The following is a 19,148-nucleotide window of genomic DNA, read 5'->3' on the forward strand; positions in this document are numbered from 1 at the left end:
CATGGGCGACATCCTGATCACGGACGACGAGGCAGATATCCGCAGTCTCATCGCGGATATCCTTGAAGATGAAGGATATTCCTGTCGAAAAGTGGGTACTGCAGATCAGTGCATGAGCGCGATCGAGGACGAGGCGCCCAGCCTGATGATCCTGGATATCTGGCTCAAGGGCAGCGACATGGACGGGATCGACATTCTGAAATCCGTGCGCCGCAGCCACCCGGATATTCCGATCATCATCATTTCGGGCCATGGCAACATCGAGATCGCGGTCGCCGCCATCAAGCAGGGGGCCTACGATTACATCGAAAAACCCTTCAACATCGACCAGTTGATGGTTGTCGTGGGCCGGGCGATGGAAACCTCGCGTCTGCGCCGGGAGAACAGTGAATTGCGACGCAAAGATGCATCGTCCGCCGAGATGATCGGCCAGTCCGTCGCCTACAAGGGTCTGGTGGCGCAGCTTAAAAAGGTGATGAACTCGAATGGGCGCGTCATGCTGACCGGGCCTGCCGGTTCGGGCAAGGAGGTCGCCGCCCGTTACATTCACGCCAAGTCGAACCGCGCCTCGGCGCCTTTTGTCTCGGTCAGTTCCGCCTCGATCGAACCGGACCGGATGGAGACCGTGCTGTTCGGTCGTGAAAGCCCGGAAAAAGGCGTTGAACCCGGTCTTCTTGAACAGGCGCATGAAGGCGTCATCTATTTCGACGAAGTGGCCGATATGCCGCTTGGCACGCAGTCCAAGATCCTGCGGGTGCTGGTCGATCAGGCCTTCACACGGGTTGGCGGGACTGAGAAAGTCCGCGTGGACCTGCGGGTGATTTCATCGACCAACCGCGATCTGGATCATGAAATCCGCGCCGGCCGTTTCAGGGAAGAACTGTTTCATCGCCTCAATGTCGTCCCGATCCCGGTGCCCAGCCTGGAGGACCGCCGCGACGACATTCCCGTGCTGGCGGATCACTTCATCGCATCGCTGAACAAGGCGCAGGGCCTGCCGTTGCGGGAACTGGGCGAGGAGACCAAGGCCCTGCTGCAAACCATGCGCTGGCCCGGAAATGTCAGACAATTGCGCAACGTCATCGAGCGCGTGCTGATTCTGGGCGAGGGGACCGGCCCGATCGAGCCGACCGAACTGCCCAGTCCGAACAATGGCGGCGGCGATTCCGGCGACATGACACTATCGGGCAGCCTGGCGTCGGTGCCGCTGCGCGAGGCGCGCGAATTGTTCGAACGCCAATACCTGATGACGCAGATCAACCGTTTCGGTGGCAACATCAGCCGCACGGCAAGCTTCGTCGGGATGGAGCGCTCGGCGTTGCACCGCAAACTGAAGTCGCTGGGCGTGGTGACCAGCGCGCGCGGCGGATCACGGGTCGCGCGCGTCGACGACTAACAGCGGCGGATCATCGGGCGGGCGCGGCAATCCGGCCATTCGCGACACACAGGCCGGTCGTGTCGAACGGCTGACTTTGCAGTTGCGTTGCAGTGCCGGCCTTGCAGACGGGCAGGCTGCGCTGATTGTACCCGCGCCCGGTCATGCAGGCCGACACCGCGCGGTCGCGCAAACCGGCATTGGCATCGCGGTTGAATACGTCCGATCCGTTTTCGACACCGACGCAGATACCGCTGCGACAGCCACCCGCCCCGATGGTGACACGGGGCGAGGTGTCGATCCTGCGGTCAGCGGGAAAATCGCGACGGGCCTTGGCGGCGCAACTAAGGTAATCCTGCTCGGCGGTCAGGGCTGGCGTTCCGGGTTTGAGCCAGACGGGCTGCGTGGGACCGGCCCCGCAAGCGCTCAGCGCGATCAGGAAGGGTAACGTGTACTTCATGGCTTCTTACCTAGCAGCCGCGACAAAGCTGGCAATCACTCGGGGCAGGCTTTCAAAAGTCAGACATTTGATTTCGACCTGTTGACCAAATGTCAGACATCTGCTGGCCCCGTTGACCCGCACCGCCGGGCAGGCTTATCCATTGCCTTCTGTATCCGGGCCGCAAAGGGCGCACTATGAAGGTCATCATCTGTGGCGCAGGGCAGGTCGGTTGGCAGATCGCGCGCCATCTGGCGGGCGAACGCAATGACGTCACTGTGGTCGACAACAACCCCGAACTGGTGCGCCGGGCCACCGATACGCTGGACGTGCAGGGCATTACCGGCTTTGCCAGCTATCCGGACGTGCTGGAGCGGGCCGGGGCCGAGGACGCCGACATGCTGATCGCCGCGACCCATTCGGACGAGGTCAACATGGTGACCTGTCAGGTGGCGCATTCGATCTTTACCGTGCCGCGCAAGATCGCCCGCCTGCGGGCGCAATCCTACCTGTCGGCGGTGCGCGCGGATCTGTATCGCCGCGACCACCTGCCCATCGACGTCGTCATCAGCCCCGAGAGGGAGGTGGCGCAGGCCGCGCTGCGCCGCCTGCGCGCGCCCGCAGCCTTCGATGTCGAGGAATTCATGGACGGAAAGGTGCAATTCCTTGGTCTGCAACTTGATGAAGACTGTCCGGTTCTGGACACACCGCTGCGGCAATTGTCTGAACTTTTCAGCACGTTACGTGCCGTTGTTGTGGGTGTGCGTCGGCAAAACCGGCGCCTGTTCGCGCCCGATCCCGGCGATCAGCTCAAGGCGGGCGATCAGGTCTATATCCTGACGCATTCCGACGATCTGAACCGCACGCAGGAGATTTTTGGCAAGAAGGTCCGCAAGCAGGAACGCGTCGTCATCATCGGCGGCGGCAATGTCGGCCTGGCCGTGGCCGAGGCGCTGGAGGCGGCCCCCGAACGCATCCGCGCCAAGATGATCGAGCGGGACCGCAAATCCGCCGAGCGCGCGGCCGAAGCACTGGAGCGGACGATCGTTCTGTCGGGCGACGGCCTGGACATCGATCTTCTGCGCGAAGCGAACATCGACCGTGCGGATGCCGTGCTGACGGTAACGGACGACGACAAGACCAATCTGCTGGCTGCCGTGCGCGCCAGGGCCGCGGGGTGTTCCAAGACCATCGCGCTGATCAACGATCCGACGCTGGTGCCGCTTCTGGAACCGCTGGGTATCGACGCCTATGTGAATCCCCGGCAGACGACCGTGTCGTCGATCCTGCGGCATGTTCGACATGGCCGGGTCCGCAACGTCTATTCCGTCGGCGATGCCGAGGCCGAGGTGATCGAGGCGCAGGTCTTGTCCACCTCGCCCATGACCGGTCGCATCATCAGCGAAATCGACTTTCCCGAAGGCGCATTGGTCGGCGCCATCCAGAAATCCGGCGGGCGCGTCATCCGGCCGGAAGGCAGCACCCGCATCGAGGAGGGGGACGTGGTCGCGATCTTCGCATTGTCCTCCGACATCCCGGAAGTAGAGCGGCTGTTGCAGGTGCAGGTGGACTTCTTCTGATGCGCCGGTTTCTGACGCCCCGCACCGTGACGGACCCGGACGGCAGCTTCACAGTGCGGACGCCGGCGCAGTGACCGGCGTATTCCGCCGCGTGCCGCTGATCGTCAAGCTCTCGGCGGTGTTTGCGGCGTCGATGTATATTCCGGCACTGCACGCACTGACCCTCAGGGCGCACCACGAGGCACAGGCCTTCTTCTATACCGGAACGCTTCTGCTGGCGCTGCTGGCGGCGATCGCCGTGGCGACGGCGCGCGACCGCTCGCGCAATGCGACGCGCAGCCATCTGATCGCGTTGCTGTCGGCTTTTACCCTGCTGCCCCTGATGGCCGCGCTGCCGCTGGGCCGCATCGTCTCGAACACCCGCGCCATCAACCTCTATGTCGAAATGGTCGCCGCCATCACCACCACCGGCGGCAGTCTGTTCTCGCCAGACCGCCTGTCGTCGACGGCGCATCTGTGGCGGGCAATGGTCGCATGGCAGGGCGGCATGATCGTATGGGTCGCGGCCATCGCGATCCTGGCCCCCCTGAACCTGGGTGGCTTCGAAGTGGCCGAGGCGAACACGACGCGGCGCGCTGAAACCCGTTCCACCCGCGATCTGGCGCAGGCCATCGAGCCCGAATCGCGGGTCCGCAGGGCAGTGTCGACGCTGGTGCCGGTCTACGTCTCGCTGACGGTGGTGCTATGGGGCATTCTCGTGATCGCTGGGGAAAACGGGACGACCGCCCTGATCCATGCCATGTCGACGATGTCGACCTCGGGCATCACCGACGGCACCAAGATTTCAGGCAGCGGCGCGGGCTGGCCGGGCGAGGTGGCCGTGGCGGCCTTCCTGATCTTCGCGATCACCCGGCAGGCCTTCACGACGGACATGAACCGCGATCACATGCGCAATCTTGCCAATGACCGGGAGCTTCGGATCGCGGGCATGATCGTCGGTACGGTGACGGTCGTCCTGTTCGCCCGTCACTGGATCGGCGCCTACGAGGTGGGTCGCGCGGACGATGCGCGTGCCGCCGTCGGCGCGATCTGGGGGTCGGCCTTCACCGCGCTGTCCTTCCTGACGACAACCGGATTCGAAAGTGCGCAGTGGCAGGCGGCGCAGGCCTGGTCGGGTCTGGGCGCGCCTTCGGTCCTGTTGCTGGGTCTGACGATCTTCGGGGGCGGGGTCGCGACCACGGCGGGCGGTGTCAAGCTGCTGCGCATCTATACGCTCTATGCGCAGGGCCGCCACGAGATGAACATGCTGGTCCATCCGCATTCCGTCGCGGGCAACAGCGGGGCTGTGCGCCGTATTCCCCCCGGCGGGATCGAGGCGGCCTGGGTGTTCTTCATGCTGTTCGCCACCTCCATCGCGGCCGTGACGCTGGCCCTGACACTGACCGGCCTCGATTTCGACGGCGCGCTCGCCCTGGCGGTGGCCTGTCTGACGACGACCGGACCGCTCGCCGAAATCGTGCTGGGCGGGCAGGGGGCGATGAATGCCCTGCCCGATATGGCCAAGATCGTCTCGGCCCTGGCCATGGTGCTGGGCCGCCTGGAAGCGCTTGCGTTTATCGCACTTCTGAACCCGGAATTCTGGCGCGATTGATCGACCGGGGACGTCCTGCGGTGGCGGCCCGACTGTCGTTTCGGCAACGCCCTGTCACGCCACGTCAGAATCCTGCGGATCAGGGGTGGAAACTTCATCGTGCCCGCCCCATAAAGTCCGGATTGTTAACTGACGCCCGAAAATGGGCGCGTGGGACAGGGACGGGCTGACATGGCATCGGACAAGCAGAACCTTCAGGACGCTTTTCTCAATCACGTCCGCAAGACGAAGGTGCCGGTGACGATCTTTCTGATCAACGGCGTCAAATTGCAGGGCGTTATCACTTGGTTCGACAACTTCTGCGTGTTGCTGCGCCGCGACGGCCAAAGCCAACTGGTCTACAAGCACGCGATTTCCACGGTGATGCCGGCGCAGCCGATCAGCCTTTACAACGGTGAGGAAGAAACCGCTGGCGAACCCACCTGACGTCACCCACTCGACCGAGGCTGTGCCGACGCGCGCCCTGGTCCTGCACCCCGACACCCGCGCTGGCGACCGCTCCGGTCGAACGCCACAACACTCATTGGACGAATGCATCTCGCTGGCCCACGCCCTTCCGGGGCTGGACGTGGCGGGCGGAGACGTCGTGCGCCTGCCCAACCCGCATCCCGGCATGTTGTTCGGCAAGGGCAAGGTCGAGGAATTGCGCGCCCGGATCGAGGCCGACGAGATCGAGTTGATCCTGATCGACGGCACCGTCACGCCAGTACAGCAACGCAATCTGGAAAAGGCGTGGAAGGTCAAACTGCTGGACCGCACCGGCCTGATCCTCGAAATCTTCGCCGACCGGGCCGCCACCCGCGAAGGCGTGTTGCAGGTCGAACTGGCGGCGCTGACCTATCAGCGGACCCGTCTGGTGCGCGCCTGGACCCACCTGGAACGGCAGCGCGGTGGCCTTGGCTTTGTGGGCGGTCCGGGCGAGACGCAGATCGAGGCCGACCGCCGCGCCATCGATGAGCAGATGACCAAGCTGCGGCGTCAGTTGGACAAGGTCGTGAAGACCCGCGAATTGCACCGTGCCGCGCGTGCCAAGGTGCCCTATCCGGTCGTGGCCCTCGTGGGCTATACCAACGCGGGCAAATCGACGCTGTTCAACCGCCTGACCGGGGCCGACGTGATGGCCAGGGACATGCTGTTCGCGACGCTGGACCCGACGATGCGATCGGTCGACCTGCCGCATGATACCAAGGTGATTCTGTCGGACACGGTTGGGTTCATCTCCGACCTGCCGACGCAACTGGTCGCCGCCTTCCGCGCCACGCTGGAGGAGGTGCTGGACGCCGACCTGATCGTGCATGTCCGCGACATTTCCCACCCCGAGACCGAGGTTCAGGCGCGGGACGTCGAAGCCATCCTGGAGGCGCTTGGCGTCGACGACGACATCACGCGGCTGGAAATGTGGAACAAGGCCGACGCTCTGACATCCGACGATATGGCCGCGGCGGAAAATCTGGCCGCCCGGCGTGACGACGTCTATCTGGGGTCGGCACTGACGGGGCAGGGGCTGGATGCGCTTCTGGAGCGCATCGCCTCCGAGATGACGGCGGCCTTGAGCGAAATCACGCTGACGTTGCCCTTCGATGCCGGGAAGGCCCGCGCATGGTTGCACGAAGAAGGCGCCGTCCTGGAAGAAACGCAGGGCGAAGACGGCATTTACCTGTCCCTGCGATGGACTCACCGGCAGGCCACCCGCTTTGCCGCAGCCTTCCCTGAAGTCGCGCCCGAGGGCACCGGGACCGCCGAGACCGGCACCGATCCGGGCGCTGCTCCCGCCGCGTCAGAGCCGTGGCATCCCTGAGGGGTGACAGGTCCGACAGGGGCTGCTAATATTTCGCAACGGATCGGGCATCAGACTTCGACCGTCAGAGCAGACTTGGACAGGACACAACCCATGACCGTATTTTCACGTCGTCGCTTCCTTGCGACGGCTTCCGCCCCGTTGGCGCTGGCCGCCTGCGGCAACGGCATCGGCAGCGATGGCGGTGACCGCATTGATGGTCGCGTCGATGCAGCTTTCAACTTTATGTATGCGACCCTGCCTGACACGCAGGTCCTGGCGGGCAAGGCCGCGGGCATCCTGATGATGCCGGTCGTGACCGAGGCCGGCTTCGGCTTCGGCGGGGCGTATGGCCGCGGTGCGCTGCGCATCGACGACGTGACTGTGGATTACTATTCCACAACTGCCGCGTCCTTCGGATTGCAGATCGGCGGGCAGCAATACAGCCACGCGCTGTTCTTCATGACGCAACCCGCGCTGGCCAATTTCCGCGCGTCGCAGGGTTGGACCGCCGGGGCGAACCTGGAATATGCCGTGTCCTCCAATGCGGGCAACCTGTCGACCGACACGACTGCACTGCTGACCCCGGTGATCGCCGTGGTGTTCGGACAGGCGGGACTGCTGGCCGGTGCGACGCTGGAAGGCCAGAAATACACCCGGATCATTCCCTGACAGAGTGGCACCGGCTCCGCCGGTGTCGACCACAAGGTGTCATTCCAGAAGAAGTGCGCGCAACACAGCAGCCTGCGCCGATCGTATGACCCGCGTAATACCCGAATATGCACTGTCGCCATACATTGCGTTCACCGCGATTTCCCCTTGCACCCGGACACCGCACCCCCTAGACGCGACCCACTTCACAGGCGGGGGCGGGCCCTCGGGGGAGACATCCCCGAACGGTCCACCGGTTGAGCGTCATGCTCTGATCCCCCGCTCAGGTTCAAACCGGAAAGGATTAGAGACATGGCATTGCCTGATTTCTCCCTGCGTCAGCTGCTTGAAGCCGGCGTTCACTTTGGCCACCAGACCCAACGCTGGAACCCGCGCATGGGGCCGTACATCTACGGTGCCAAAAACGGCATCCACATCATGGATCTGACGCAGACCGTCCCGATGCTGGACCAGGCATTGCAGGTCGTGCGCGACACCGTCGCCCGTGGCGGGCGCATCCTGTTCGTCGGTACCAAGCGCCAGGCCCAGAAGCCCGTCGCCGACGCCGCCGAGCGTTGCGCGCAATACTACATGAACCACCGCTGGCTGGGTGGCACGCTGACCAACTGGAAGACCGTGTCCAATTCGATCAACCGCCTGAAATCCATCGACGAATCGATGGAGCAGGGGTTTGCCGGCCTGACCAAGAAAGAGCGTCTGGGCATGGAGCGGGACCAGACCAAATTGCAGGCGTCGCTTGGCGGCATCCGCGAAATGGGCGGCCTGCCCGATCTGCTGTTCGTTATCGATGTGAACAAGGAAGATCTGGCCATTGCCGAAGCCAGGAAGCTGGGCATCCCGGTGGTTGCGGTCGTCGATACCAACTGCTCGCCCGATGGCGTCGACTATATCATTCCAGGCAATGACGATGCGGCGCGTGCCATCGGCCTGTACTGCGATCTGGTCGCCCGCGCCGCTCTGGATGGCATGTCCGCACAGCTGGGCGCCGCCGGTGTAGACATCGGTGAGATGGACAACGTCGAAGAATCCGTCGATCCGGGCGAAGCCGTGGAACCCGATGTGGATGATGCAGTGTCCGCGTCCGCACCCGAGGCCGAGAAAGCCCCCGCCAAGGAAGCCCCTGCCGAGGCGTAAGCCCAGGGACATCAATCGGTTACGGGGCGCGGTCATCTAGGCCGCGCCCATCCCCATTTCTAAAGGAGACAGGATCATGGCGATTACTGCTGCGATGGTGAAAGAACTGCGCGACACGACCGGCGCGGGCATGATGGATGCCAAGAAGGCACTGACCGAAAACGACGGCAGCATGGAAGCTGCGGTTGACTGGCTGCGGACCAAGGGTCTGGCCAAGGCTGCCAAGAAATCCGGCCGCACCGCCGCCGAAGGCCTTGTCGCCGTGGCCGTGGCCGACGGTATGGCCGTCGCCGTCGAAGTGAACTCCGAGACGGATTTCGTTGCCAAGAACGCCGACTTCCAGAAAATGGTGTCGGATATCGCCGAGGCCGCGCTGAAGGTCGACGATATCGACGCGCTGAAGGCCGCCGAGGTCGGTGGCAAGACCGTCGAATCGATGGTCACCGACAAGATCGCCACCATCGGCGAGAATATGTCCGTGCGTCGCATGGCCAAGTTGTCCGGCGGGTCAGTCGTTTCCTATGTCCACAACGCCGCGGCGCCGGGCATGGGCAAGATCGGTGTGCTGGTCGCGCTGTCGTCGTCGAACGACGCCTTTGGCAAGCAGGTCGCGATGCACGTCGCCGCGGCCAATCCGGCATCGCTGTCTGAAGCGGACCTCGACGCGGCAATCGTCGACAAGGAGCGTCAGGTCCAGATCGACATCGCCCGCGAAAGCGGCAAGCCCGAGCAGGTCATCGAAAAGATGATCGAAGGCCGGATGAAGAAATACATGGCCGAAGTCACGCTGCTCAACCAGCAGTTCGTGGTGAACCCGGACGTGACCGTCGCCCAGGCCGCCAAGGACGCGGGCGTCGAAGTTACCGGCTATGTGCGTCTGGAAGTGGGCGAGGGCATCGAGAAGGTGGTCGAAGATTTCGCCGCCGAAGTCGCCGCAGTCGGCAAGAGCTGATCTGTCTGCCATCACGATAATGGTGCGGCGCCAAGGGTGAACCTTGGCGCCGATTCCATTTCGGGGCTGTAGGGAAGAGACTGTCCCCGAAGTGCTCGGTTCCGGGGGTAATTCCCCGGAACCTCGCGGGTCCGAACTTCATCGGGCGGAGCGCAATGGCGGTTTAAGGGCACCGTCACACCGCGTCCGAATAGTTCTTGGCGAAATTGCCATCACTCACAGAACACGTTCAGGATGTCATTTGCCTTTACCCAAGGTAAGTAGGGAAAACCTTACCTTTCGGTAAAAATTAAAATTTGGTTAAGGATCATACATAAAAAACTGATTTTGAATTGATATTTTCAATATCGCCTGAGCTGTCGTTTCGACATTCAGTTCTTTGCGCGCCAGTCTCAGGTGTTTCTCGATCGTCGCAGGCGATTTTTTCAGCAGGACTGCTATATCCTGGACTGTCTTGCCATCGGCTATCAGTTCCAGAACCTCGCGCTGGCGATTCGTCAGATTCCGCCCGTGCAGACCATAGGGCAGGGACAGGAACGTCAGATGTGTAACGTGGCAGATCAACTCGATCTCGTTGCCGCTGCTCGCCCAGATCGCATCCGCTTCTGCTTGCGTCATGGTCGTGCTGCCCAGCCCGATCCCGTGACCTGCGCGGACGGAATGGCGCGGGAAACTGATACCATAGCCCGCTACGATGCCATGCTTCCGATTGAATTCGACCACGCGCATGACTTCGGGAGGCAATCGGCCTTCGGAGGCATCACGGGCAATTTCACCCCAGGACAAGGTGCCCACGTTCTGCATAGCCCAGCGGACCATGGGGGCGTCGCGAAACAGGCCGCCTTCGAGATAGGGGTCGGTGAATTCCTTGGGATAGTTGGTCAGGATGAATGCATCCCTGAGATCGCCTGTCGTGTGATCCGTCCGAAACCGTGTGGCCGCATAAAGAACACGGTCGAACCCGTAACCGGCCATACGATCCTTTAGCTTGGACCAGGCATTCTCGATATCCGGCTGAACCATCAGATCGAGTAGAAACTGCTCGGTATCGGTGGCACGCTTTGACATTCAAACAAACTCGTTATCAAAGAAATTCACCTTGGACGACCGTTCCACCCGTGTCGAGCCGACCCTGCCTTCAGGGTTGCCCTGATCCAGGGCAGGCAATTCGTGCGCATCAGAGTTCGGGGTTGCGTATTCCAGACCATCCGGCGGACATATGCCACCGACAGTATGGACCCGCACCTTATGACGCTCCGCTTCTTTTCCGATGCCAATCGTCCGGTTCACATGGGACCGTATCCCTCGGAGCGCTTGGCGCGCAGCGATGCGATGCCTGATCTGTCGACTGTCCCTTCGGCCCGCCCGCTGATCTTCCGCAAGAGCGATGCAGCGTCGATCATCAATGCGATGGCCGAACATCAGGCCATGCTGGACGCGATCCGCGACGGTCCGGTCAACCCGATTCTGGCTGGCGCACCAACCGATGTGAAAAATCGTTCCAACCACCTGAAGGCATTTGGCTATTTTTGTGATGCGGCTGTCGTCGGGGTCTGTCGCCTGCCACGAGCGGCGTTGTTGAAACAGCCGCATTCGAACCCTGATGTTGCCCGGTTGGCCAGAGATCTGAAGACCCGGCAGATCAAGACGCTCGCCTCTGGCATCGACACGATCATGGCCGACCTAAGGGACTCGCTTGAAGCCCCGCCCACGACCATCGACGATCATACTCATGCGATCGTCTTTCTGTACGAGAACCCGCGCGACCCGGAAAAGAACGAGGTCGGCACCGAATGGATTGCCGACGCGCAGGCCCATCGCGCGGGATTGCTGGCTTCGGAAACTGCCATCGTCGTGGCCAATTACCTGCGTTTGCTGGGATATGCCGCGCGTGGACATACTGTGTCGTCATCGGATGTCGATCTGAACCGGCTTGCGGTTGCGGCGGGTCTAGCGGTGGTGCGGGACGGGGGGCTGACCCACCCCTACATCGGCTCTCGTTTCGGACTGGCCGCCGTTACAACGACGTTCAAGATCGCGCCGGACCAACCGCTGGCCACTGAGCAGCCAGCTTCGGCACACGGTCTGGCGTGGAAGGTCGGGGCAGGGTTCGCCAAGAACGCATTCAACGCGGTGCCATTTGCCAAGCGCCGCTTTGTCGACGGCGCGCATCCGTTCGAAACGCTGCGCCGCGTCGACACGCCCACGACCTATATAGACGAGCCGAATGTCGCCCGCGTGCCCAAGCGAGCCGACATGTTTGCCCGTGCGCAATTCGGCGACATGGGCAAGCCTTTGCAGGAGGCCTCGAAGGGCGGGCATTACGTTCGCAAGGCCGCGCCGTCGATGGCGCAGCGTCGGGCCCTGGCGGCATTCTTATTGCTGCAAGACGGGGACTCAGCGGTCGAAAAGGCACGTCTGGACCCACAGGCCGCCGCAGATCTGGTCAAGGCGACGGGGTATTGGCTGGGGGTCGATGCCATCGGGATCAGTCGCTGTCCGGACTGGACATGGTATAGTCATGACGCGCGCGGCGACGTGATCGACCCGCCGCACGATCAGGCGATCAGCATGATCATCGACCAGGGCTACGAGACGATGGAGGGCGCGTCCGGCGACGACTGGATCAGCGTTGCGCAGTCAATGCGTGCCTATCTGCGGTTTTCACTGTTGGGCGGGGTGATCGCCAGGCAAATCCGCAATCTGGGCTACAAAGCCAAGGCCCATTCGGTGATGGACGGCGAGGTTCTGCAGCCGCCGCTGTTGCTTCTGTCCGGTCTGGGCGAGGTCAGCCGCATCGGCGAGGTGATCCTGAACCCGTTTCTGGGCCCGCGCCTTAAATCGGGCGTCGTCACGACCGACCTGCCGATGGCGCATGACAAACCGATTGATTTCGGTCTGCAGACGTTTTGCGATAGCTGCAACAAATGCGCGCGGGAATGCCCGTCGGGGGCAATCACAGCCGGTCCGAAGCTGATGTTCAACGGCTATGAGATCTGGAAATCCGACAGCCAGAAATGCGCCACGTATCGGATTACGACCGAGGGTGGCGCGATGTGCGGCCGGTGCATGAAGACCTGCCCGTGGAATCTGGAGGGCGTGTTCAAGGAAAAGCCGTTTCGCTGGGCTGCGATGAACGTGCCGAAACTGGCACCTGCGTTGGCAAGACTGGACGATGCGGTCGGAAACGGCGGCCTGAACCCGATCAAGAAATGGTGGTGGGATCTGGAGCTGGACGACGACGGCGGATACCGCTCGACAGACAAGCCGGTCAACGAACGCTCGCTGCAACGCGATCTGGAGCTGAAATACAAGGATCAGACTCTGGCCGTCTATCCCGCGCCTCTGGCCCCGCATCCATGGCCGTATCCGTTCCCGATGGATCGGGAGGCGGGCATTGCGGCTTATCAGGCGATGGTAACGGCGCAGGAATACAAGTCCCTGCTGGAGCGGGATGAGCGCGGGCATTTGCACATCTATGACACCGGAGGCGACAGCCCGGTCATTCAGGTCGAAGTCGCGGCGGCGGAGGTCACGGCCGAGGGTGTGATGTCATACACGTTTCGGTCGCCAGACGGCGGCGACCTGCCGGAATGGCAGGCCGGCGCGCATCTCGATATCGTCGTAGCGCCCGAGTTCCTGCGGCAATATTCGATGTGCGGCGACCCCGCCGACCGCAGCACCTATCGCATTGGTGTGCTGCGCGAGGACGGTGGGCGAGGGGGCTCGAAGCTGATGCACCGGATTTTCACGCCGGGGCGACGTGTGTTCGTGTCGCGTCCCATCAACCATTTTGCGCTGGATCCTGAAGCATCACATACCGTTCTGATGGGCGGTGGCATCGGCATTACTCCGATGATTGCCATGGCACATGAGCTTCATAGCGCAGGACGTTGTTTTGAAATGCATTATTCTGGAAGATCGAGGGCCGCCATGGGGTTCTTGGACGACATCGCTGGCGCACCATGGGCAAATCGCGCGACATTGCACGTCACCGACGAAGGGTCACGCGCCGATCTCGCAAAGATCCTGAGCGGGCTGCCGGAAGGCGCACATGTTTATACCTGCGGCGCGGAGCCATACATGGCCGCGGTCATGGCGGAGGCAGAGGCTGCCGGCATCCCGGAAGCGGCCCGGCATCTGGAATATTTCTCGGTGCCGGAGCAGGTCGAATATGAGAACCGCGACTTCATACTCAGACTTGTGCGGTCAGGTCGAGAGTTGCACGTTCCCGCAGATAGCAGCGCGACAGACGTGTTGACCAGGAATGGCATACCGGTCGATGTGAAATGTTCCGATGGGCTATGCGGGGTTTGTAAATGCGCGCTGGTGTCAGGTGATGTCGAGCATCGGGATTACGTATTGTCCAAGGCACAGCGAGAGACAACGATCATCCTGTGCCAAAGCCGGGCGACGGAGCGTGACGGTGTGGTGGAAATCGATCTCTGAGCAACTCACATAATATCATGGCATTATTTTACATAATCTTGGTTATCGGATAGTTATGTGTTGGTTCAGGCAGGACTCGCAGTGCTTGAAAGTCACGGTTCAAGTTACTGAAAATGCAGACTACTACCCAAGCGCATAACCTGCCCCACGCACTGTGCGGATCGGGTCGTCGACACCTGTCGCTGTGCGCAGCGCCTTGCGCAACCGCCCAACATGCACGTCAACGGTCCGGCTGTCGACGTAGATGTCGCGGCCCCAGACCCGGTCCAGAAGCTGGTCTCGCGACCAGACACGGCCTGGGCGTTCCATGAATGTTGTCAGCAGGCGAAATTCGGTCGGACCCAGATGCAGCTCGACGCCGTCGCGGAACACACGGTGCTGGACGGTATCCAACGTGACGTCCGCGAATTCCAGCTTTTCACCGACAGACGCCGGTCGGACCCGACGCAGCTGCGTGCGGATGCGGGCCATGAGTTCGACGACGGAATAGGGTTTCACGACATAATCGTCCGCGCCGGTTTCCAGCCCCCTCACCCGGTCGACTTCTTCCGATCTGGCCGAGATCATGATGACCGGAATGCCGCGTGTTTCAGCGGTGGATTTCAAACGGCGGCAGACTTCGATGCCGGTCACCTCGGGTAACATCCAGTCCAGCAAAATCAGGTCCGGATTATCTTCGCGCGCAAGCTCCAGCGCGGCATCACCGGAGGTCGCCTGACGAACGTCGAACCCTTCCGCTTCGAGGTTATAGACAAGCACCTCTCGCTGCGGGGCTTCGTCTTCGACCACAAGGACCGAGGGCTGGGTCACGTGACAGTTCCACCGCGTGTCGTGCTGGTGATATCGGCCTTGGTACGGTCCTCGTCCGGCAGGACGCCATCGACCAGATAGATGACCTGTTCGGCGATACCGGTCACCAGATCGCCCATGCGCTCGATGTTTTTCGCCATGAAATGCAGGTGCATGCAGGCCGTTATGTTGCGCGGATTTTCCATCATATGGGTCAGGTATTCCCGGAACAGACCATTATACATCTGGTCCACCTCCTCATCTCGGGCGCGCACGTCGTAGGCCAGCGCGGAGTCGCGTTGAATATAGGCGTCCAAGGCATCCTTCAGCATGGTCTGAACTGCCTTGGACATGCGCTTCAGGGATGCAGTCCCACCCTCCACCGGATGAAGTTCCTGAAGAATTTCAGTGCGTTTCGCGATGTTCTTCGCGTAATCCCCGACCCGTTCAAGCGCGGCGGAGATGCGAAACACCGACAGTACGGTCCGCAGATCGGTGGCAATGGGCTGGCGCAGGGCGATCAGACGGGCCGCTTCTTCATTCACGCGAAGTTCAAGCGCGTCGATGGCTTTGTCACCGCGCCGGGTCGCATTGGCGAGGTCCAGATCGCTGTCCAGAAGCGCGGTGGACGCGTTTTCGATTGCCTCTTCGACCATGCCGCCCATCTTCATGATGAGACCCTGAATGGTCTCCAGGTCGCGATCGAAGGCGCTGGCGATGTGGGTGTTGCTGATCATGGTTCTCTCCTCAGCCGATCCGGCCGGAAATGTAGCTTTCGGTTCGGGGATCTTCGGGCGACGTGAATATCTTTCCCGTCTCGCCGTATTCGACCAGATGCCCGAGATGAAAGAACGCCGTCTTCTGGCTGACGCGCGCGGCCTGTTGCATCGAGTGGGTAACGATGACGACGGAATAGCTTTGGCGCAATTCGTCGATCAGTTCCTCGACCTGGGCGGTTGCGATCGGGTCAAGCGCAGAACAGGGCTCGTCCATCAGTAGTATTTCCGGCGCAGTGGCAACCGCACGGGCAATGCACAAACGCTGCTGCTGGCCGCCCGAAAGGCCGGTTCCGGGCTGCGACAGACGGTCCTTCGCCTCGTCCCAGAGTGCAGCGCGACGCAGGGCGTTTTCAACGATCTCATCCAGATCGGACTTGTTCCTGGACAACCCGTGAATACGCGGACCATAGGCAACGTTATCATAAATCGACTTGGGAAACGGATTCGGCTTCTGAAACACCATGCCGACCTTGGCGCGCAACTGCACCGGATCGACGCGCTTGTCATAGATATCCTCCCCATCGATACGGATATCGCCCTCGACCCGTGCGATGGAAATAGTGTCGTTCATCCGGTTCAGACAGCGCAGGAATGTCGATTTACCGCAACCTGATGGGCCAATGAAGGCCGTAACCGTCTTGTCGGCGATATCGACATTCACGTCCTTGATGGCATGTGTATCGCCATAATAGACCTGCACGCCCTTGGCCGTGATCTTCGGTTTATCGGTTTCGGTGTCCAAGACTCTCTCCGTCAATCGCATGTCATTCATGGCCTCGGCCCCTGTCCTACCACCGCCGCTCGAACCGGCGGCGCAGGAAGATGGCCGTCAGGTTCATGAGCAGCAGGAATACCAGAAGAACGATGATTGCCCCACTGGCCCGTTCGACGAAGGCCGGATCTGACCGTTGCGTCCAATTGAAGACCTGCACCGGAAGTGCGGTGGCCGGATCGAACAATCCACCCTCCCACGGTGCTTCGGGATATTCGCGCACGAAGGCGACCATGCCGATCAGAAGCAGCGGTGCGGTTTCGCCCAGGGCTTGTGCCAGACCGAGGATCGTGCCGGTCAGGATACCCGGCATGGCCAGTGGCAGGACATGATGAAACACGCTCTGCATGCGGGATGCGCCGAGGCCGAGCGCCGCATCGCGGATCGAAGGCGGCACGGATTTCAGCGCGGCGCGGGTGGCGATGATGATCGTGGGCAGCGTCATCAGCGTCAGGACCAGCCCACCGACGATGGGTGCCGATTGCGGCAGGCCCGCGAAGTTGATGAAGATCGCAAGTCCCAGTATACCGAACACGATGGACGGCACGGCGGCGAGGTTCGAGATATTCACCTCGACCAGATCGGTCCAGCGGTTCTGGGGCGCGAATTCCTCAAGATAGACGCTGGCCGCCACGCCGATGGGCAATGCCAGCACCAGCACGATCAGCATCATGTAGAGCGACCCCAGAATGGCCACGCCCAGACCGGCAGCTTCGGGCCGGGTGTCGGACGCATCCGGTGCAGTCAGGAACAGCCAGTTGAACGATGTGTTCAGCAGGCCCTTATCCTCGAGCGCTTCGGCCAGTTGCAGCTGTGCCGGACTGATATTGGTATCGCGCTCAGCCGAGGCATAGGTCACACGTCCCTTGTAGAAGCCGTCGATGCGACCCGATGCCATGACCTCGACCGAAACGGTCTGGCCGATCAGGTCGGGGTTGCGCAGGACGCGGTTGCGCAACTGCGCGACGCTTTCGTCCGAGATCAGTTCCGCAGCGTCCTTGGCTGAAAGTTCGGTCTCGATGCCATTGGCCGCGATGGTCGCCTCAAGCCCGTCGCGCAGCAATGGCGCATAGCCGAAGGTCGTGACCTTGGCCATCACCTCGGGGTCGCGGACGCCGGACTTGTCCAGCTTCTCTTCGGGCAGAGTCACCTCGATCTGGATCGTCGTCTGCCAGAACGCCGACAGACCGGATGTCAGGATCGACGTCAGCAGCAGGATCAGCATGGCGATACCGATGCAGACCGCGATCAGGCCATACATCTTGAATCGGCCTTCCGCCCCGTTGCGCTTGGCGGTGCGGCTATCCTTGATCAGCAGGCTGCCTTGCCCGGCGCCGGCCGGGGCGGTGTTCGCGGTCGCGTCGGTCATTCGTACTGCTCCCGGTATTTGCGGACTATGAACAGGGCCAGTACGTTCAGACCCAGCGTGATAACGAAGAGCGTCAGGCCAAGTGCAAAGGCCACAAGCGTTTCCGGCGAGGCGAAGTCAGTGTCCCCAGTCAGTTGCGAGACGATCTTGACAGTTACTGTTGTCATCGCTTCGAACGGATTGAGGTCAAGCCGGGCCGCGGCCCCTGCCCCCAATACCACGATCATCGTCTCGCCGATGGCGCGGGACGCGGCCAGAAGCACTGCCCCGACGATACCCGGCAGGGCGGCGGGCACGATGACCTGGCGTATGGTTTCGGATTTCGTGGCACCAAGACCAAGGCTGCCGTCGCGCATCGCCTGCGGTACCGCGTTGATGATGTCGTCCGACAGGGACGATACGAAGGGGATCAGCATGATGCCCATGACCAGGCCTGCAGTCATGACCGACGATGCCGAATTTCCGAGGCCCAACGGCGAAGCGAAGGCATCACGCAGGAACGGCCCGACGGTGATCAACGCGAACAACCCGTAAACGATGGTCGGGATGCCTGCCAGTATCTCGATCAGCGGCTTGGCGACGGAGCGAAATTTCTTCCCCGCATATTCCGACAGATAGATCGCGGCAAACAGTCCGATCGGCACAGCGACGATCAGCGCGATTGTCGAAATATACAGCGTACCCCAGAGCAGCGGCAGAATGCCAAGTTGCGAAGCCCCGCCCCGGCCCGAGAAACTGGGCGACCAGGTGGTCGAGAAGAAAAACTCCGTCCACGAATACTGGCGGAAGAAGTTTGCAGTTTCGAACAGCAGCGACAAAACGATGCCGAGGGTGGTCAGGATGGCGATGGATGCCGCGGCGATCATCAGGATAAGGACGCCGCGCTCAACTACATTTCGGGCCCGAAACTCACCCCTGGACCGGCTGACGGCCCAGGCTCCGCCGATCAGCGCCAGACCGATGACAGCAATAGTCATGATCCATGACAGGCTACTGCGGGCCTGCCAATAAGACGTCGCGGCCGTGAGAACCTCACCTGTAAGCGCACTGCCGAGCGCTGTGCCCTCGGATGCCAGCAAGCCGCCGACATCTTCGACCGAGAGATCGCGCAGTTCGTCGCGTGTGAAGGAACCCGATGAAATGCCGCTGTCGATCCCGTCGGCCACCCGGCGGACATCCGACATGACGAGCGCGGCGGTGCCGCCGTCGGGAACCGCGCCGGCAGGCAGATCGGCAAGGATGGAACGGTCCAACAGGATCGGCTGGACCAGAAGCCAGATTGCCAGAAGACCAAGCGCCGGGGTCAATGCCATCAACGCGCCGTTCAGGCCATAATAGATTGGAAGGCTGTGCAGGCGACGTGCATCCCCGTCGACGGTAGCGATCGCGCGCGACCGGGCCATCAGGAAGGCGATGGTGCCAATGACGGCAAGGATCAGCAAAATCCAGCTGAGGGGCATGGCAGCAGCT

General features: G+C 61.9%; 16 protein-coding genes. 9 read left to right on the top strand and 7 right to left on the bottom strand.

The features are described 5' to 3' along the window. The first annotated feature begins 1 nt into the window (after position 1). A complete protein-coding gene (gene ntrX, locus AC13C2_RS09795; RefSeq protein WP_092761405.1) occupies positions 2–1,396 on the top strand; it encodes a nitrogen assimilation response regulator NtrX in 1,395 nt (464 codons plus the stop codon). A gap of 10 nt (positions 1,397–1,406) precedes the next feature. Here ntrX and AC13C2_RS09800 read toward each other — a convergent pair whose 3' ends face one another. Beyond that, positions 1,407–1,835: a hypothetical protein gene (locus tag AC13C2_RS09800; RefSeq protein WP_339639954.1), complete on the bottom strand. Its 429-nt coding sequence runs from the start codon at positions 1,833–1,835 to the stop codon at positions 1,407–1,409. A 176-nt stretch (positions 1,836–2,011) separates the two neighbouring features. Here AC13C2_RS09800 and trkA point away from each other — a divergent pair, with 176 nt between their 5' ends. The 7 genes from trkA to tsf all read left to right on the top strand — a co-directional run bounded on the left by trkA (position 2,012) and on the right by tsf (position 9,520). Next, positions 2,012–3,394 carry a Trk system potassium transporter TrkA gene (gene trkA, locus AC13C2_RS09805; protein WP_092761409.1) on the top strand — a complete coding sequence of 461 codons (1,383 nt, stop codon included), beginning with the start codon at positions 2,012–2,014 and terminating at the stop codon, positions 3,392–3,394. 70 nt (positions 3,395–3,464) lie between these two features. Next, positions 3,465–4,985 (top strand): TrkH family potassium uptake protein, encoded by a 1,521-nt coding sequence (locus tag AC13C2_RS09810; protein ID WP_482886701.1) that lies wholly within the window; start codon positions 3,465–3,467, stop codon positions 4,983–4,985. 171 nt (positions 4,986–5,156) lie between these two features. Next, complete coding sequence (gene hfq / locus AC13C2_RS09815; RefSeq protein ID WP_092761411.1) at positions 5,157–5,411, top strand: RNA chaperone Hfq; 255 nt, start codon at positions 5,157–5,159, stop codon at positions 5,409–5,411. Then, positions 5,380–6,783 carry a GTPase HflX gene (gene hflX / locus AC13C2_RS09820; protein WP_245737541.1) on the top strand — a complete coding sequence of 468 codons (1,404 nt, stop codon included), beginning with the start codon at positions 5,380–5,382 and terminating at the stop codon, positions 6,781–6,783. The genes hfq and hflX overlap by 32 nt, the downstream gene beginning before the upstream one ends. 93 nt (positions 6,784–6,876) lie before the next feature. After that, positions 6,877–7,434 (top strand): lipid-binding SYLF domain-containing protein, encoded by a 558-nt coding sequence (locus AC13C2_RS09825; protein ID WP_092761415.1) that lies wholly within the window; start codon positions 6,877–6,879, stop codon positions 7,432–7,434. Between the two features lie 291 nt (positions 7,435–7,725). Then, positions 7,726–8,568 (top strand): 30S ribosomal protein S2, encoded by an 843-nt coding sequence (gene rpsB / locus AC13C2_RS09830; RefSeq protein WP_482886702.1) that lies wholly within the window; start codon positions 7,726–7,728, stop codon positions 8,566–8,568. Between the two features lie 76 nt (positions 8,569–8,644). Further along, entirely contained in the window at positions 8,645–9,520 is an 876-nt protein-coding gene (gene tsf, locus AC13C2_RS09835; protein ID WP_092761419.1) for a translation elongation factor Ts, read from the top strand. A 300-nt stretch (positions 9,521–9,820) separates the two neighbouring features. On the opposite strand, the gene AC13C2_RS09840 is transcribed toward tsf, so the two are convergent. Beyond that, positions 9,821–10,588, bottom strand: a complete 768-nt coding sequence (locus tag AC13C2_RS09840) for a helix-turn-helix transcriptional regulator (RefSeq protein WP_482886703.1) — start codon at positions 10,586–10,588, stop codon at positions 9,821–9,823. Positions 10,589–10,768: 180 nt separating this feature from the next. On the opposite strand from AC13C2_RS09840, the gene AC13C2_RS09845 reads away from it, so the two are divergent. Beyond that, a complete protein-coding gene (locus tag AC13C2_RS09845; RefSeq protein ID WP_482886704.1) occupies positions 10,769–13,969 on the top strand; it encodes a reductive dehalogenase in 3,201 nt (1,066 codons plus the stop codon). Positions 13,970–14,092: 123 nt separating this feature from the next. On the opposite strand, the gene phoB is transcribed toward AC13C2_RS09845, so the two are convergent. From phoB to pstC, 5 genes are read right to left on the bottom strand one after another with little or no spacing between them, the layout of a single operon-like run. Next, entirely contained in the window at positions 14,093–14,779 is a 687-nt protein-coding gene (gene phoB, locus AC13C2_RS09850) for a phosphate regulon transcriptional regulator PhoB (RefSeq protein WP_092761426.1), read from the bottom strand. Next, positions 14,776–15,495 carry a phosphate signaling complex protein PhoU gene (gene phoU, locus AC13C2_RS09855; RefSeq protein ID WP_482886705.1) on the bottom strand — a complete coding sequence of 240 codons (720 nt, stop codon included), beginning with the start codon at positions 15,493–15,495 and terminating at the stop codon, positions 14,776–14,778. The genes phoB and phoU overlap by 4 nt, the downstream gene beginning before the upstream one ends. A 10-nt stretch (positions 15,496–15,505) precedes the next feature. Next, positions 15,506–16,309, bottom strand: a complete 804-nt coding sequence (gene pstB, locus AC13C2_RS09860; RefSeq protein WP_339639946.1) for a phosphate ABC transporter ATP-binding protein PstB — start codon at positions 16,307–16,309, stop codon at positions 15,506–15,508. 16 nt (positions 16,310–16,325) lie between these two features. Then, a complete protein-coding gene (pstA, locus tag AC13C2_RS09865; RefSeq protein WP_092761432.1) occupies positions 16,326–17,678 on the bottom strand; it encodes a phosphate ABC transporter permease PstA in 1,353 nt (450 codons plus the stop codon). Continuing rightward, complete coding sequence (gene pstC, locus AC13C2_RS09870) at positions 17,675–19,138, bottom strand: phosphate ABC transporter permease subunit PstC (protein WP_092761434.1); 1,464 nt, start codon at positions 19,136–19,138, stop codon at positions 17,675–17,677. The genes pstA and pstC overlap by 4 nt, the downstream gene beginning before the upstream one ends. Positions 19,139–19,148 lie beyond the last annotated feature (10 nt).

It is taken from the genome of Jannaschia sp. L-14R, from assembly GCF_056857695.1.